This window comes from Pasteurella oralis (assembly GCF_002850605.1).
Classification (GTDB): Bacteria; Pseudomonadota; Gammaproteobacteria; order Enterobacterales; family Pasteurellaceae; genus Pasteurella; species Pasteurella oralis.
Map to the genome: position 1 here is coordinate 259,734 of NZ_NXGB01000003.1, position 16,058 is coordinate 275,791.

General features: G+C 37.3%; 15 protein-coding genes and 1 pseudogene. 7 read left to right on the top strand and 9 right to left on the bottom strand.

The annotated features are described in order from the left end of the window. Positions 1–51 precede the first annotated feature (51 nt). From era to grcA, 5 genes are all read right to left on the bottom strand, one after another. A complete protein-coding gene (gene era / locus C0975_RS05455) occupies positions 52–954 on the bottom strand; it encodes a GTPase Era (RefSeq protein WP_101775461.1) in 903 nt (300 codons plus the stop codon). A 14-nt stretch (positions 955–968) separates the two neighbouring features. Further along, positions 969–1,646 (bottom strand): ribonuclease III, encoded by a 678-nt coding sequence (rnc, locus tag C0975_RS05460; protein WP_101775383.1) that lies wholly within the window; start codon positions 1,644–1,646, stop codon positions 969–971. Positions 1,647–1,652: 6 nt separating this feature from the next. Then, positions 1,653–2,684 carry a signal peptidase I gene (gene lepB / locus C0975_RS05465; RefSeq protein ID WP_101775384.1) on the bottom strand — a complete coding sequence of 344 codons (1,032 nt, stop codon included), beginning with the start codon at positions 2,682–2,684 and terminating at the stop codon, positions 1,653–1,655. Positions 2,685–2,693: 9 nt separating this feature from the next. Beyond that, positions 2,694–4,490, bottom strand: a complete 1,797-nt coding sequence (gene lepA / locus C0975_RS05470) for a translation elongation factor 4 (RefSeq protein WP_101775462.1) — start codon at positions 4,488–4,490, stop codon at positions 2,694–2,696. A 191-nt stretch (positions 4,491–4,681) separates the two neighbouring features. Continuing rightward, entirely contained in the window at positions 4,682–5,065 is a 384-nt protein-coding gene (gene grcA / locus C0975_RS05475; RefSeq protein WP_101775385.1) for an autonomous glycyl radical cofactor GrcA, read from the bottom strand. Between the two features lie 289 nt (positions 5,066–5,354). Between grcA and ung the strand changes: the two genes are divergently transcribed. The 5 genes from ung (at position 5,355) to pfkA (ending at position 9,360) form a co-directional block, all read left to right on the top strand. Beyond that, a complete protein-coding gene (gene ung / locus C0975_RS05480; protein ID WP_101775386.1) occupies positions 5,355–6,023 on the top strand; it encodes a uracil-DNA glycosylase in 669 nt (222 codons plus the stop codon). Positions 6,024–6,039: 16 nt separating this feature from the next. Further along, positions 6,040–6,816: a peroxide stress protein YaaA gene (gene yaaA / locus C0975_RS05485; RefSeq protein ID WP_101775387.1), complete on the top strand. Its 777-nt coding sequence runs from the start codon at positions 6,040–6,042 to the stop codon at positions 6,814–6,816. A gap of 1 nt (position 6,817) precedes the next feature. After that, positions 6,818–7,384 carry a hypothetical protein gene (locus tag C0975_RS05490; RefSeq protein WP_101775388.1) on the top strand — a complete coding sequence of 189 codons (567 nt, stop codon included), beginning with the start codon at positions 6,818–6,820 and terminating at the stop codon, positions 7,382–7,384. Continuing rightward, the gene (locus C0975_RS05495; RefSeq protein ID WP_101775389.1) at positions 7,385–8,299 is read left to right on the top strand and encodes a cation diffusion facilitator family transporter; all 915 of its coding nucleotides are present in this window, start codon (positions 7,385–7,387) and stop codon (positions 8,297–8,299) included. It begins immediately after the preceding gene. Between the two features lie 95 nt (positions 8,300–8,394). Further along, positions 8,395–9,360 (top strand): 6-phosphofructokinase, encoded by a 966-nt coding sequence (gene pfkA / locus C0975_RS05500; RefSeq protein ID WP_101775390.1) that lies wholly within the window; start codon positions 8,395–8,397, stop codon positions 9,358–9,360. 40 nt (positions 9,361–9,400) lie between these two features. On the opposite strand, the pseudogene rlmC reads toward pfkA, so the two are convergent. From rlmC to hinT, 4 genes and pseudogenes are all read right to left on the bottom strand, one after another. Further along, a pseudogene (gene rlmC, locus C0975_RS05505) lies at positions 9,401–10,561 on the bottom strand (23S rRNA (uracil(747)-C(5))-methyltransferase RlmC). Between the two features lies 1 nt (position 10,562). Further along, positions 10,563–11,621, bottom strand: coding sequence for a beta-N-acetylhexosaminidase (nagZ, locus tag C0975_RS05510; RefSeq protein ID WP_101775391.1), 1,059 nt, complete (start codon positions 11,619–11,621; stop codon positions 10,563–10,565). A 13-nt stretch (positions 11,622–11,634) separates the two neighbouring features. Beyond that, positions 11,635–11,985 (bottom strand): YcfL family putative periplasmic lipoprotein, encoded by a 351-nt coding sequence (locus C0975_RS05515; protein WP_101775392.1) that lies wholly within the window; start codon positions 11,983–11,985, stop codon positions 11,635–11,637. Further along, positions 11,985–12,335, bottom strand: a complete 351-nt coding sequence (gene hinT, locus C0975_RS05520) for a purine nucleoside phosphoramidase (RefSeq protein ID WP_101775393.1) — start codon at positions 12,333–12,335, stop codon at positions 11,985–11,987. Before hinT ends, C0975_RS05515 begins: the two co-directional genes overlap by 1 nt. Positions 12,336–12,727: 392 nt before the next feature. Between hinT and focA the strand changes: the two genes are divergently transcribed. Then, complete coding sequence (focA, locus tag C0975_RS05525) at positions 12,728–13,579, top strand: formate transporter FocA (protein WP_101775394.1); 852 nt, start codon at positions 12,728–12,730, stop codon at positions 13,577–13,579. Between the two features lie 102 nt (positions 13,580–13,681). After that, a complete protein-coding gene (gene pflB / locus C0975_RS05530; protein WP_101775395.1) occupies positions 13,682–16,006 on the top strand; it encodes a formate C-acetyltransferase in 2,325 nt (774 codons plus the stop codon). The last annotated feature ends 52 nt before the right edge of the window (positions 16,007–16,058 follow it).

The following is a 16,058-nucleotide window of genomic DNA, read 5'->3' on the forward strand; positions in this document are numbered from 1 at the left end:
TATTAATTTTCATATTGCATAGCAATATTTTTCTCTTAAGTATTTAAAAGATTATTCATCCATGTAGCCTAAACTACGTAATGCTCGTTCATCATCAGCCCAACCAGATTTCACTTTTACCCAAAGTTCTAAGTGTACTTTATTGTCAAAAAGGCGTTCCATATCTGCTCGGGCTTCTGTTCCAATTTGTTTAATTTTTTGCCCCTTATTACCAATCACCATTTTTTTCTGACCATCGCGTTCAACGAGAATCAACCCATTGATTTCATAAGTCCCACGTTCATTGAGTTTAAATTGTTCGATTTCGACAGTAACAGAGTAAGGTAATTCATCTCCAGTAAAACGCATGAGTTTTTCACGAATAATTTCAGAAGCCATAAAACGTTGTGAACGATCTGTAATATATTCTTCAGGGAAATGATGTTCACCTTCACGTAATGAATTACGTACAATTTTTTCGAGTTCATCAATGTTTTTACCTTTTTCTGCAGAAATAGGTACAACATGAGCAAAATTGAATTTGGCAGTGAGTTCAGTGATAAACGGCAACATTTCTTCTTTATTTTTGATGTTGTCAATTTTATTGATAGCTAATACAACAGAGGCTTTTGCAGCACGGAGTTTATTGAGCACCATTTCATCATCTTCATTCCAATGCGTCCCATCGACAACAAAAATAATTAAATCAACATCACCAATAGCACTGCTTGCTGCACGATTCATTAAGCGGTTAATTGCTCGCTTTTCTTCAATATGTAAGCCTGGTGTATCGACATAAACAGCTTGATATGCACCCTCAGTGTGAATCCCTACAATACGATGCCGCGTGGTTTGTGCTTTACGTGATGTGATCGAAATTTTTTGCCCTAAGATTTTATTGAGTAAGGTCGATTTACCGACATTTGGACGACCAACAATCGCAATAAAGCCACAGTAAGTTTGTTGATTGTCCATTAAAGTTGTTTCTGTCATTTGTTTTCCAGTTCTTGTAAGAGTTTTTCTGCCGCGGCTTGTTCTGCTTTACGACGGCTTGAACCCACACCAATAAAAGTGCGGTCGATATTTTGAATATTACATTCAACAGTAAATGTCTGGCAGTGCGCTTCGCCTTTTATATCAATGACATTATAAGTTGGTAGTGGTAAACGTTTACCTTGTAAATATTCTTGTAAACGTGTTTTAGGATCTTTTTGATTATTACCCGGTTTGATGTGATTTAACAGCTCTTGGTACCAATTTTGTACCACTTTACTCGCTATTTCGAGATTGCTATCTAAAGACATTGCACCAATAATAGCTTCTACACAATCAGCTAAGATGGACTCACGCCGAAATCCACCACTTTTCAGTTCACCTGGTCCCAGTGCCATATAATTACCAAGTTCAAATTGGCGCGCTAAAATCGCCAGTGTGGGTTCACGTACAAGCGTTGCACGCATTCGACTTAATTCACCTTCGTTACATTTAGGAAATTGGTGATATAAGGCTTCTGCAATAGTGAAATTTAAAATAGCATCACCTAAAAACTCTAAACGTTCATTGTGTTTAACTGCTGCACTACGATGAGTTAATGCCTGTTTTAATAATGCAATTTGATTAAAGTGATAACCAATTTTGCGTTGTAAACGTTCTAAATTTTGATTCATTCTCTCTTACTTAATTTCTGTGAATAAGCGTTCAAATCGAATGCCAGTTGGCCATTCATCTTGTTTTTTATCTAGACTTAACCAAATATAGGTTGCTTTACCAACAATATTTTTTTCTGGTACAAATCCCCAAAAACGACTATCTTCACTATTATTACGATTATCACCCATCACAAAGTACTCACCTTCAGGAACAACCCATTCTGTCACACCATTGTCTTTTGTGCGATAAGCTTTATAACGGAATCCTTCATTGGCGATTTCTTCAGGGTTAGGATACCAATGAATTTGGTGAGTCACATCACCTATTTCGGTTGTTTCTAATGGACTAGGACCATATAAGTATTCGCCTTTATGATTACGCCCAATAATGAAGTTAAATTCAGGATTTTCTACGGGTTGGCTGTAGGTAAATGCCTTAGTAACACAGTCAAGGGTACATTCTTTACCAGCTTTAGCATAAGTGAGAGTTAATTGGCGTGTATACTCATTATATTGTACTTTATCGCCTGGAGTACCAACCACTCGTTTAATATAATCTACATTGGGTTGCAGAGGCGCTTTAAATACAATGATATCGCCGCGTTCAGGTTTACCTGTTTCAATCAATGTATGTTGGAATACTGGATCTTTAATGCCATAAGCATATTTTTTTACTACCAAAAAATCGCCAATACGCAAGGTTGGTTCCATTGATGAAGAGGGAATTTGAAATGGTTCAAATAAAAATGAACGTAAGATTAATACAAACGCAAGCACAGGAAAGAGTGAGGCAATAAATTCACCTCCTTCAGAAATAGGCTCAATTTTGGCTTTTTCTTCTTCAGTTAATGCTTGCCCAGAGCGTTGTTCAGCGCGCGCAATTTGTCTTGCACGTTTTGGCAGCACCGTAAAACGGTGGTAGCACCATAAAATACCAGAAATGAGGGTGAAAATGATTAGCAAAATAGAAAAGGTATTTGGTAATGCAAAGTAATCTAATACTTTCCATATACCAAACCCCACTGCCAATAAAATCACGAGAAATAAGTTAGACATAATAGTTCCTTATTTATCTTTTCCAACATGTAGGATAGCTAAGAAGGCTTCTTGTGGTACTTCAACGTTACCTAATGATTTCATTCGTTTTTTACCTTCTTTCTGTTTTTGTAACAGTTTTTTCTTACGGCTAACGTCACCGCCATAACATTTTGCAAGCACGTTTTTACGTAATTGTTTTACTGTTGAACGTGCAATAATGTGATTACCAATTGCGGCTTGAATTGCAATATCAAATTGCTGACGTGGAATTAATTCACGCATTTTTTCTACCAATTCACGACCACGATATTGAGCATTATCTTTGTGGACGATTAAAGCAAGAGCATCAACACGTTCGCCATTGATCATAATATCTACTCGTACCATGTCGGCAGCTTGGAAACGTTTGAATCCATAATCCAATGAAGCATAGCCACGAGAAGTGGATTTTAAGCGATCGAAGAAATCAAGCACCACTTCTCCCATTGGAATTTCATAAGTCAGGGCAACTTGATTACCATGGTAAACCATGTTGGTTTGTACGCCGCGCTTTTCAACACATAATGTAATCACATTACCTAAATAATTTTGTGGTAATAACATATTACATTCTGCAATTGGTTCACGAATTTCAGTAATGTTGTTTAATGGCGGTAATTTAGATGGGCTATCAACATATAACACTTCGCCGCTTGTCAGTTCGACTTCATAAACAACTGTTGGTGCAGTTGTGATTAAGTCTAAATCGTACTCACGTTCTAAACGCTCTTGAATGATTTCCATATGTAATAAACCAAGGAAACCACAGCGGAAGCCGAAGCCAAGCGCGGTTGAATTTTCTGGTTCATAGAATAAGGAAGCATCATTTAAGCTTAATTTGCCTAAGGCATCACGAAATGCTTCATAGTCATCTGAGCTAATTGGGAATAAGCCAGCATAAACTTGTGGTTTAACTTTTTTAAAGCCCGGTAATACTGACGTCGCAGGATTATTGTGTAATGTTAGCGTATCACCAACAGGCGCACCTAAAATATCTTTAATCGCACAAACAAGCCAGCCAACTTCACCACAGTTCAACAAAGTTGTATCGACTTGTTTTGGTGTGAAAATACCGAGACGATCAACGTTGTAAGATTGTCCTGTTGACATCACTTTAATTTTATCGCCTTTGCGTAACGTGCCATTTTTTATCCGCACAAGGGAAACAACCCCTAAGTAATTGTCAAACCAAGAATCGATAATTAATGCTTGTAACGGTGCATTAGGATCACCTTCTGGTGCGGGAATTTTATGTACAATTTCTTCTAATACATCTTCAATACCAAGTCCTGTTTTCGCAGAACAACGTACTGCTTCCATTGCATCAATACCCACGATATCTTCAATTTCTTCTGCCACACGTTCAGGATCTGCTGCTGGTAAGTCAATTTTATTTAAAATTGGCACGACTTCTAAATTCATTTCGATAGCAGTGTAGCAATTAGCGAGCGTTTGTGCTTCAACTCCTTGTCCCGCGTCCACAACAAGTAATGCGCCTTCACAAGCAGCAAGCGAGCGAGATACTTCATAAGAAAAATCGACATGTCCTGGTGTATCAATAAAGTTTAATTGGTATGTTTCACCGTCTTTGGCTTTGTAATTCAAAGTAACACTTTGTGCTTTAATTGTGATACCACGTTCACGTTCTAGGTCCATTGAGTCTAAAACTTGCGCTTCCATTTCACGATCTGATAAGCCACCACAAGTTTGAATTAAGCGATCAGATAATGTCGATTTACCATGGTCAATGTGTGCAATAATTGAAAAGTTACGTATATTCTTCATATTTGAATCAATTTTATTCATTAAAAATTCGATAAAGTTAAACTGGACGATTTTACCTGAATATTCATTAGTTCGCTAGCAATAGCTAATAAGCATAATAAAATAGGTTCAGTTAAGATAGTTTTTAAGATAACAAAAATGCCTCATATCAATTTGAGGCATTTTTTATAAGATAGGTAAGTGATAGAAAATTATAAACTTTCAGTGAAAGTACGAGTAATTACATCACGTTGTTGTTCAGGTGTTAAAGAGTTAAAACGTACTGCATAACCTGAAACACGGATTGTTAATTGTGGATATTTTTCTGGGTTGTTAACCGCATCTTCTAATGTTTCGCGACGTAATACGTTAACGTTTAAGTGTTGTCCACCTTCTACTTTTACTGTTGGCGCAACATCAACTGGTAACTCACGATATTCGATTTGACCTAATTCACTTACAGCAACGATTTGATCTTCAACGAATTCACCTTTAGCACATAAACAACGCGCTTCACCTTTTTCGCTATCTAATAACCAGAATGAATTTAATAGATTGTCATTAGCCGCTTGGGTAATTTGAATACCTTTAATCATTGTATGCCTCCTAAGTTGGCGATTTGTTAATCAGTTTAAATTGGTCAGGATTTTATCAAAAATTTTGATGATTTCAAATTGTTTTGACATAGGACAAGGTATTTTTCTCGAGTAATTTTTTAATTTTGATGTAAATCAAGTTTAACAGTAAGTTTATGATTTTAAAAAAACTTTTATTTAACAATAAATAAACAATTGTTTAACATGAGTAATTCTGTAACTGTCAATTTTGCGTGAAGTTATTTATAATCAGCAATTCGCTGAAAGGAGATAACAAGAGGAGATAAAAATGAGAACGTGGAAAGATGTCATTGGTATAGAAAAAGAGCAGCCTTATTTTAAACAAATTCTTGCGTTAGTTCATCAAGCCAGAGCATCTGGTCGAGTTGTATATCCTCCTCCACAAGAAGTGTTTAGCGCTTTTCAATTAACGGAATTTGAACAAGTCAAAGTAGTTATTTTAGGACAAGATCCTTACCATGGTCCAAACCAAGCGCATGGTTTGGCTTTTTCAGTGAAACCGGGCATTGCTCCTCCTCCTTCTTTAGTCAATATGTATAAAGAATTATCACAGGATATCGCTGGTTTTCAAATTCCAAATCACGGATATTTAGTTCCTTGGGCAGAACAGGGCGTATTGATGTTAAATACTGTATTGACAGTTGAACAAGGGCAAGCTCACTCACATGCTAATTTTGGTTGGGAAACTTTTACTGATCGTGTAATTGCCGCATTAAATGAGCAACGTGAGCATGTCGTTTTTCTGCTTTGGGGAAGTCATGCACAGAGAAAAGGGCAGTTTATTGATCGCCAGAAACATTGCGTATTAACAGCGCCACATCCTTCTCCGTTGTCGGCACATCGAGGTTTCTTTGGTTGTCATCATTTTTCTAAAGCAAATCAGTATCTTGTGCAGCAAGGATTAGCACCAATTCAATGGCAATTAAATTCAATTTGAGATAGGAAATAAACATATGTTAGCTATTATTTCGCCAGCAAAAACCTTAGATTTTGAAAGTGCGGTACCAAAATTTGATTTTTCTCAACCGCACTTAACTGATTATAGTGCGCAATTAATTGAAGTTTGTCGCCAACTGTCACCAGATCAAATAGCTTCATTAATGTCAATTAGTGATAAGCTTGCAGGCTTGAATTTTGCACGTTTTGCAGAATGGCAGAAAGAACATAATCAACAGAATGCACGTGCGGCAATTTACGCGTTTAAAGGTGATGTTTACACGGGATTAGAAGTAGAAAGTTTATCACACCAAGATGTGCGATTTGCTCAACAACATTTACGTATGTTATCTGGATTATATGGTTTACTAAAACCGTTGGATTTAATGCAGCCTTATCGTTTAGAAATGGGAACAAAGTTAGCCAATAAAAAAGGCAAAGATCTCTATGCTTTTTGGGGCAATATTATCACGGCTTCATTGCAGCAAGCTCTTGATGAACAGGGGGATAATGTGTTAATTAATTTAGCTTCAGATGAATATTATAAGTCAGTGAAAGAAAATACATTAAATGCAACCATTATTAAGCCTGTGTTTTTAGATAATAAAAATGGTAAATATAAAGTCATCAGTTTTTATGCGAAGAAAGCAAGGGGATTAATGTGCCGCTATATTATTCAGAATCGTTTAACCAAAGTTGAACAGTTAAAAGAGTTTGATTTGGCTGGCTATTGGTTTGATGCAACAAGTTCTAGTGAAACAGAGTTAGTGTTTAAACGTGATTTGGTGGAATGATATGCAAAAAATTTTCTTAATTTTGACCGCACTTTTAGGGCTTTTATTGAGTGGCTGTGCAGCAGTACCGCAACTTTCAGCACCACAGCAAATTGTACATAATAAGCATACTTATGAATTAGTCGCGCAGCAAGATTTAGGACCGATGGCACGTTTCTTTTATTTGGAAAAGGGGGAAAGTTTAGCGCGTTGGAAAAGTGCGGTGGAATTATTATTGGATCGTAATAAAGCGAAAATAACCTTAGATGAGCGAGTTGCCTTACGCGAACGAGTTTACCAAAATACAGGTGTGAAGAATTTTAAATTACAAATACAAGATGACAGTTTATATGCTTTCGTTATCTATGAGCCAACGGTTAAAAATAATGATTGGCAAGTCGATGTGGCTAAAGGTAAAACAGTACAAGGTTGTGGATTTGTGCAATATCAGTATTCATTAAAAGTGCCAAGAACGAAGAAGATCCGCAATATGAGTAATGAGAAAGTTGTACGTTATTTGAAGAAGTATGTGGTAGAAAAAGAAATGAAACGTGTTAAAAATCGTGATTGGCAATGGATTTGTGCATAAATGGAAGAACAGATTTATTCTTCCCAAGTGAAAAAAGCGGCTAATTGTGCTGTTTATACTGCTTTAATGTTGATTGTTGTAAAAGGATTTGCTTGGTGGGAAACGGGTTCAGTCAGTATGTTGGCATCAATTGTTGATTCCACTTTAGATTTGGCAGCTTCGTTTCTTAATATGCTCATTTTACGCTTTGCGTTAATGCCTGCCGATGAAAACCATTCTTTTGGTCATGGTAAAGCAGAATCACTTGCTTCTCTTATTCAAAGTGCATTTATCTCTGGTTCTGCTGTTTTTCTATTATTACAAGGGATTCATCGTTTTAATGAACCACAACCTTTAACAAATACAAATTTAGGTATTGCTGTTATTTGTTTTTCCATCGTAGTAACTTCCGCATTAGTTTATTACCAAAGTCGAATTGTGAAAAAGACGGGAAGCCCTGCTATTAAAGCTGATCGCTTACATTATCAAACAGACTTATTTATGAATGTGGCAATCTTAATTTCATTAATTTTGACAGTATTTGATTTTATGCTTGCTGATGCGATTGGCGCAATTTTAATCGCGATTTATATTCTGATAAGTGCACTTAAAATGTTATTTGAGGCAGTCCAATTGTTATTAGATCGCGCTTTGCCAGAAAATGAGATCCAACAAATTGAACAAATTATTTTATGGGATAAGCGGATTTTAGGCTTCCATGATTTACGTACGCGTCAATCTGGTGCTGTGCGTTTTATTCAATTTGATTTAGAGTTGGATGATCATCTCTCTTTTTTAGAAGCACATGATATTACAGAACAGCTTGAACAGCGCTTGCGTCAAGCATTTTCGCTAGTAGATATTGTGATTCATCATGAGCCAACGAGTGTGGTTCAGGCTGAAAAATTGGAAAATGCGAAACTAGATCAAATGTAATTAGTTTTTTGATAAATTTTGCTAGAGCAGTTGCAGTGAATAGTGTAATCTTAGCGACGATTTTGAATTCATTTTTAGTTTAAAAGGTTTAGGTTATGATAAAGAAAATAGCAGTATTAACCAGTGGTGGTGATGCGCCAGGTATGAATGCCGCCATTCGTGGTGTTGTGCGTTCTGCGCTCGCGGAAGGTTTAGAAGTATATGGCATTTATGAAGGCTACTATGGTTTATATCACAATAAAATCAAACAAATGACTCGTTATAGTGTGTCAGATATTATTAACCGTGGTGGTACATTTTTAGGCTCTGCCCGTTTTCCTGAATTTAAAAATCCAGAAGTACGTGCAAAATGTGCAGAAATTTTACGCTCACATGGTATTGATGCTTTAGTTGTGATTGGTGGTGATGGGTCTTACATGGGCGCAAAATTATTGACTGAAGAACATGGTTTCCCATGTGTTGGTATTCCTGGGACTATTGATAATGATGTCGCAGGAACAGACTATACCATTGGTTATCAAACCGCACTTGAAACTGCAGTAGAAGCAATTGACCGTTTACGTGACACCTCAAGCTCTCATCAGCGTATTTCGATTGTCGAAATTATGGGACGTCATTGTAGTGATTTAGCGATTTCTGCAGGGATTGCTGGTGGCTGTGAATATATTGTTGCTTCTGAAGTTGCTTTCAATCGTGAAGAACTTATTCAACAAATTGAACGTAGTATTATTAAAGGTAAGCGTCATGCGATTATCGCGATTACTGAATTGATTTGTGATGTGAATGAGCTTGCTCGCGAAATTGAACAGCGTGTGAAACATGAAACTCGGGCAACTATTTTAGGACATATTCAACGTGGTGGTACGCCTTGTGCTTTTGACCGTATTTTAGGTTCTCGTATGGGAGTTTATGCGGTTGATTTGTTAATGCAAGGTAAAGGTGGCTATTGCGTGGGTATTCAAAATGAGCAGTTAGTACACCATGACATTATTGATGCGATTAACAATATGCGCCGCGAATTTAAAGCAGATTGGTTAGCGCTTTCTAAACGTTTAGATTAACACGTGCTTTCTAAAAACGGTGGAAATTGTCCACCGTTTTTCATTTCTTTTTTAATAAACACAATACTTCATAATGATAAGAGTGTGGGAACATATCAAATAACTGAATTTTTTCAAGTTGATAATGAGTTAAATCACCTAAATCCTTGCCCATAGTTTCTGCATTACAACTTGAATATAAAATAAAATCAGGTGCTAATTGATTGAGAAATTGCGCAAGTTTACTGCCAATGCCACGTCGAGGCGGATTGACAATCACTAATTCGGGTGTTTGATGTTGCTCAAGCGCAAAATGTGTGGCATCTAGAGATTGAAAGCGTACATTTTCTAAACCTAATTGGCGGGCAGAGAGTGTCGCTGCGGCAATAGCTGAAGCAGAAATTTCAATACCAATTAATTCAATTTTTTTAGTTGGATTGGCTTGTTGTAAAGCATTTGCACAATGTAAGCCAAAGCCACCAACCCCGCAAAAAAGATCCCAGAGCGTTTTAATAGGTAAGTTTGCTATCCAATTTTGTGCAGTCGCATATAAACCCGCAGCAACAGTCGGATTTGTTTGAAAAAATCCTTGTGGACGAATAAAAAGTGGGATTTGATTAAAAGATTCCTTCAGTGTTTGTTGGTCAGTGAGAAAAATTTCTTTATCACCTTCTAAAATGGCAGCGTGCTGTGGTTGGATATTTAGACTTACTACTTTTAGTTGCGGTAATTTATTTAACAAGCCTGTAAATTCGCGTTGAATTAAGGGTAATTTTGTTTCTGAACGTCATACAAAACGCAGCATTAAGCCACCATCAAGCTGGCTTTCTGTGAGCAGAATATACTTTAATTCCCCTTTTTGTTTTGTAATGTTGTAAGGCACTAAACCTGCTCGTGCGATAAAGTCTTTTAAAATGTGAAAAATGTTAACGAAATGTGTTGGATAAAGCGGGCAATCCGTTAAATCGACATAACTTTGTGGATGGCTCAAAATTGGACGTTCGACCACACCACTAACTGCCATTTTCGCTTTGTTGCGAAACGCACTTAATGCTGATTGATAAGGTACAAGCCATGTTGCTTGTGAACAATCTAAATGGATCAATTGTTGTTTTAAATGCTGTGTTTTGCGCTCAAGTTGGTTGGAATAAGGGTATTCTAGCCATTGGCAAGAGCGACAATGATTGGAACTGTAATGCTGGCAAGGAAGTGTTAACTGCATTTTAATTCGCATATTTAGCTTTATATTCAAGCCAATCTTGTTGAAGTGCGGTCAGTTTTTTGCGATTTTCCAGCCAACGAACATTGCTTTCTAAGCTTGGCCAATGGAATGATTGACGCTTGAATAATTGTTGTAATCGGATTTGGCGTAGTGCAAAGTGCGGTTGATTTTCGTTAAGTTTTAGGTGATCTAGCACTTGAATGACTCCTTCACGTTCATTACAGAGTAAGAGTAAGTCACAACCCGCATTGAGGGATTGCTCACAGCGTGCTACAAAATCTCCCATGAAACCTGCACCTTTCATTCCTAAATCATCGGAGAAGATTGCGCCTTGAAAGCCGAGTTGTTCACGTAATACTTGTTTTAACCAGTAGTGAGAGCCACTCGCAGGTTGAGCGTCACATTGACTGTAGATGACATGAGCGGGCATAACAGCATTTAATAAATTTTGTTCGATGAGTTGTTGAAATGGCATGATGTCTTGAGCAAAAATGTCTACTTGATTACGCGCATCATAAGGAGTTTCCAGATGAGAATCCGCGATTACATGACCATGTCCTGGAAAGTGTTTACCTGTTGTAGCCATGCCCGCTTGTTGCATACCTTGAATGAATGCTTTGGCAAGTGATGTGGTTTTTTGAGGATGGGGATGGAAGCTACGATCACCAATCGCTTTACATTGATGACCTAAATCCAGTACAGGAGCAAAGCTTAAATCAATATCTAGTGCCGCAATTTCTGCTGCCATTTGCCAGCCAGCTTGTTGTGCTATTTCTTGTTGTTGCTGTGGATCTTCAATCAACTGAGCAAATGCTTGCATCGCAGGTAGTTGAGTGAAGCCCTCGCGGAAGCGTTGTACTCGTCCGCCTTCCTGATCAACGGTAATTAACAGATCTTTTTTCACTTGTTGGCGTACAGATTTTACTAAAGCTTGGATTTGTGCGCGATCATGGAAATTTCGTGTAAACAAAATTAAACCCGCAACAAGCGGGTGGCTGAGTAATTCAATTTCTTCTGGTAAGAGTTCAGGACCTTGTAGATCGATCAGTAATGTCGACATATGACCTCTTTTTTTATTGCAAACCAATATATAAGCGATAATTTACGCTCTGTTCTGTTGGTTTTATTAATAGTATTTGTTGCTTTTCATGAGCAAGCAGGGACAAAAAGGACGCTTCTGCAAACTTTTGCTGAGTCACACCGTTTTTATCATACCAAAATAAGTGATAAGCCAAGTTCAATGGCTGTGCAGTTTTATTTTTAATCCATGCTGAATCAGCGTTGAGGTTCGCTTCAATTGCTGAGGCGATATTGGCTTCAATATTTAAAATCGGCTGTGTGGTTTTTAATAAATTAGTTGGTTTACTTGAACTACAGCTGATTAGTAGTAAACACGTGAATAAAAGTGCGGTCAGTTTTTTCATTATTTTGCCAACATTTTTCCTAAGGGTTCACCACCAACAAGGTGCATATGTAAATGGAACACTTCTTGACCACCATGTTTATTACAGTTCACGATTAAACGATAACCCTCTTCAGCAATACCTTCTTGTTTAGCGAGTTTCGCTGCAACAGTGAATAAGCGACCTAAACTCATTTCATCTTGTTCACACACATCATTTATGGTTGGAATCAGTTTATTTGGGATAATCAAAATATGGGTATTAGCTTGTGGTGCAATATCGCGAAATGCAGTAACTAAGTCATCTTGATAAACGATATTGGCAGGAATTTCTTTACGAATAATTTTACTAAAAATAGTTTCTTCAGCCATGTTGATCATCCTTTTTTAATTGAAATTGAAGATTGTGCTTTTTTAACAGAAAAAGGTAAAAATAGCAATTTTTTGCTGTAAGTTGGATTAGTAATAAGGTTGGTTAAAAATTAAGTTAAACATGGTTAAGAAATGAGTGTTAATAATTTGTTGTTTATATTTTGTCTTTGTGTTAATTCCATGAAAATAAAAGAGAATTTTGGATAAATTGATCTAGCATAAGGAAATCTTGTTTTGAATATTTTTTAATCTGTAAAATGCTTTTATTTTAGTGTAAAACTTCCTATAATTAACAAATCTTATAAAAAATAAAATTTTTTTAAATTATTCGTGCTTGCATGTTTTGTAACCGACAGCCGTTATAATGCTATTCATGTTTAGGGAGATTAAGGATGAAAACTGAAGATTCAACGTCAACCTGCATTGTGCCGCCAGTGAAGATGGCACAGATTGGCGAGGATGTCGGTGTTTATAAAGCAACTAAAAAACAACTCTATTCTTTCTTTTCTGCGATTCCAGCAGGTGCTTTTATTGCAATTGCTTTTGTCTTTTATGCCACAACTCAAACTGGTAATGGTGATGCACCTTGGGGACTCACCAAATTAGTTGGCGGTATTGTTTTCTCATTAGGTGTCATTATGGTCGTGGTTTGTGGCTCCGAGTTATTCACTTCTTCTACAATGACAGCAGTTGCACGTGTGAGTGGTCGAATTTCAACTATTCAGATGTTGCGTAATTGGGTTGTCGTGTATTTGGGCAATTTTATTGGTGCAATTTTTATTGTGTTGTTGACATGGTTTGCAGGGCAAATTACGGCTGCTAATGGACAATGGGGATTAACGATTTTAAAAACAGCACAGCATAAAATTCATCACACGTGGGTCGAAGCATTTGCTTTAGGTATTTTCTGTAACATTATGGTGTGTATTGCGGTATGGATGACTTATGCAGGACGTACGTTATTAGATAAAGCAATTATTATGATTTTGCCAATTTCAATGTTTGTGGCATCTGGTTTTGAGCACAGCGTGGCAAACATGTTTATGATTCCAATGGGGATGATGGTGGTCAATTTTGCTTCTGCTGAATTTTGGCAAGTCATTGCAATGACACCAGCACAATTTGCAGATTTAGATGTATATCATTTTGTTGTAAAAAATTTAGTTCCCGTGACGTTAGGGAATATTGTGGGCGGTGCAGGCTGTGTTGCATTAGCACAGTGGTATATTAATCGTCCACATTAGTCGGTTTTAGGTTGCAAAGTGCGGTCTGTTTTATTGTAGTTTTGATCGGCTTTGTGTAGGTATCACAGATTTTTTATTCTAATTAATAGAAGGTAATTCAATATGAGTCAATTAACTGAAGCTCAACAAAAAGCTTGGGAAGGCTTTACTCGTGGTGACTGGCAAACTGAAGTTAACGTACGTGATTTCATCCAGAAAAACTACACTCCTTATGAAGGTGACGAATCATTCTTAGCTGATGCAACTGAAGCAACTACAGCGTTGTGGAATGATGTCATGGAAAAAATCAAAGTTGAGAATAAAACTCACGAGCCATATGATATTGATTGCGACACGCCATCAACTATTACTTCACATGCACCAGGCTATATCGACAAAAGTTTAGAGAAAATTGTTGGTCTTCAAACTGATGCGCCATTAAAACGAGCAATCATGCCATATGGCGGTATCAACATGGTGAAAGGTTCTTGTAAAGTTTACCGTCGTGAACTCAAACCTGAAGTTGAACATATCTTTACTGAATACCGTAAAACACATAACCAAGGTGTATTTGATGTGTACACGCCAGATATTTTACGTTGCCGTAAATCTGGTGTCATTACGGGTTTACCTGATGCTTATGGTCGTGGTCGTATCATCGGTGACTATCGTCGTATGGCACTTTATGGTGCAGATTTCTTAATGAAAGATAAAGTTAAGCAATTTAACTCATTACAAGAAAAATTAGAGCGTGGCGAAGATATCCAAGCAACTATTCAGTTACGTGAAGAAATTGCAGAACAACACCGTGCATTAGGCAAAATGAAAGAAATGGCAGCGTCTTATGGCTATGACATTTCAGGTCCTGCAACAAATGCGCAGGAAGCGGTTCAATGGACTTATTTTGCTTATTTAGCGGCAGTGAAATCACAAAATGGTGCGGCGATGTCATTTGGTCGCGTATCAACTTTCTTGGATATTTATATTGAGCGTGATTTAAAAGCAGGCAAAATTACTGAACAAGAAGCGCAAGAATTAATTGATCATTTAGTTATGAAATTACGTATGGTGCGTTTTTTACGTACCCCTGAATACGATCAATTATTCTCAGGTGACCCAATGTGGGCAACAGAAACATTAGCGGGTATGGGCTTAGATGGTCGTACATTGGTCACTAAAAACAGTTTCCGTATCTTACATACCCTTTACACAATGGGGCCGTCTCCAGAGCCAAACTTAACTATTCTTTGGTCTGAACAATTACCAGAAGCCTTTAAACGTTATTGTGCTAAAGTGTCTATTGATACTTCTTCTGTACAATATGAAAACGATGATTTAATGCGTCCAGATTTCCAAAACGATGATTATGCGATTGCTTGCTGTGTATCGCCGATGATCGTAGGTAAAATGATGCAATTCTTTGGCGCACGTGCAAACTTAGCGAAAACATTATTGTACGCAATCAATGGTGGTGTAGATGAGAAATCTGGTGACCAAGTTGGGCCAAAAACAGATCCAATTACAAGCGAATATTTAGATTATGATGATGTAATGACTCGCTTAGATAGCTTTATGGATTGGTTAGCGAAACAATATGTGACAGCATTAAATATCATTCACTTTATGCATGATAAATATGCTTATGAAGCAGCTTTAATGGCGTTACATGATCGTGATGTATTCCGTACAATGGCTTGTGGTATCGCGGGTCTTTCTGTCGCAGCAGACTCACTTTCTGCAATCAAATATGCCAAAGTCAAACCAGTTCGCGGTGATATTGAAATTAAAAATAAAGCAGGCGAAGTGGTTGGTGTTGCGAAGAATGTGGCAGTCGATTTTGAAATTGAAGGTGAATATCCACAATTTGGTAACAACGATAACCGTGTCGATGAGATTGCTTGTGACTTAGTAGAACGTTTCATGAAGAAAATCCAAAAATTGGGTACATATCGTAATGCAACGCCTACACAGTCAGTACTTACTATTACATCTAACGTAGTTTATGGTAAGAAAACAGGTAATACACCAGATGGTCGTCGTTCAGGTGCACCATTCGGACCTGGGGCAAACCCAATGCATGGTCGTGACCAAAAAGGTGCAGTCGCTTCATTAACTTCAGTGGCTAAACTACCATTTGCCTATGCAAAAGACGGTATTTCATATACTTTCTCAATCGTGCCAAATGCATTAGGTAAAGATTATGAAGCCCAAAAACGTAATCTTGCGGGCTTAATGGACGGTTACTTCCACCATGAAGCCACTATTGAAGGCGGTCAGCACTTAAATGTTAACGTAATGAACCGTGAAATGTTGTTAGACGCAATGGAAAATCCAGAAAAATATCCACAATTAACAATTCGTGTTTCTGGTTATGCTGTACGTTTTAACTCTTTAACTAAAGAGCAACAACAAGATGTGATTACACGTACATTTACGCAAGCAATGTAAAGCGCTATATCTAAGTCTAGTATAAAGCCTCTGTATTTCATACAGAGGCTTT

Excerpts from the sequence above, each read along its gene's own strand:
- rnc (WP_101775383.1), bottom strand. The coding sequence starts at position 1,646 with ATGAATCAAAATTTAGAACGTTTACAACGCAAAATTGGTTATCACTTT.
- focA (WP_101775394.1), top strand. The coding sequence starts at position 12,728 with ATGAAAACTGAAGATTCAACGTCAACCTGCATTGTGCCGCCAGTGAAG.
- C0975_RS05495 (WP_101775389.1), top strand. The coding sequence starts at position 7,385 with ATGGAAGAACAGATTTATTCTTCCCAAGTGAAAAAAGCGGCTAATTGT.
- C0975_RS05515 (WP_101775392.1), bottom strand. The coding sequence starts at position 11,985 with ATGAAAAAACTGACCGCACTTTTATTCACGTGTTTACTACTAATCAGC.
- nagZ (WP_101775391.1), bottom strand. The coding sequence starts at position 11,621 with ATGTCGACATTACTGATCGATCTACAAGGTCCTGAACTCTTACCAGAA.
- yaaA (WP_101775387.1), top strand. The coding sequence starts at position 6,040 with ATGTTAGCTATTATTTCGCCAGCAAAAACCTTAGATTTTGAAAGTGCG.
- hinT (WP_101775393.1), bottom strand. The coding sequence starts at position 12,335 with ATGGCTGAAGAAACTATTTTTAGTAAAATTATTCGTAAAGAAATTCCT.
- grcA (WP_101775385.1), bottom strand. The coding sequence starts at position 5,065 with ATGATTAAAGGTATTCAAATTACCCAAGCGGCTAATGACAATCTATTA.
- pflB (WP_101775395.1), top strand. The coding sequence starts at position 13,682 with ATGAGTCAATTAACTGAAGCTCAACAAAAAGCTTGGGAAGGCTTTACT.
- C0975_RS05490 (WP_101775388.1), top strand. The coding sequence starts at position 6,818 with ATGCAAAAAATTTTCTTAATTTTGACCGCACTTTTAGGGCTTTTATTG.
- ung (WP_101775386.1), top strand. The coding sequence starts at position 5,355 with ATGAGAACGTGGAAAGATGTCATTGGTATAGAAAAAGAGCAGCCTTAT.
- pfkA (WP_101775390.1), top strand. The coding sequence starts at position 8,395 with ATGATAAAGAAAATAGCAGTATTAACCAGTGGTGGTGATGCGCCAGGT.
- lepA (WP_101775462.1), bottom strand. The coding sequence starts at position 4,490 with ATGAAGAATATACGTAACTTTTCAATTATTGCACACATTGACCATGGT.
- era (WP_101775461.1), bottom strand. The coding sequence starts at position 954 with ATGGACAATCAACAAACTTACTGTGGCTTTATTGCGATTGTTGGTCGT.
- lepB (WP_101775384.1), bottom strand. The coding sequence starts at position 2,684 with ATGTCTAACTTATTTCTCGTGATTTTATTGGCAGTGGGGTTTGGTATA.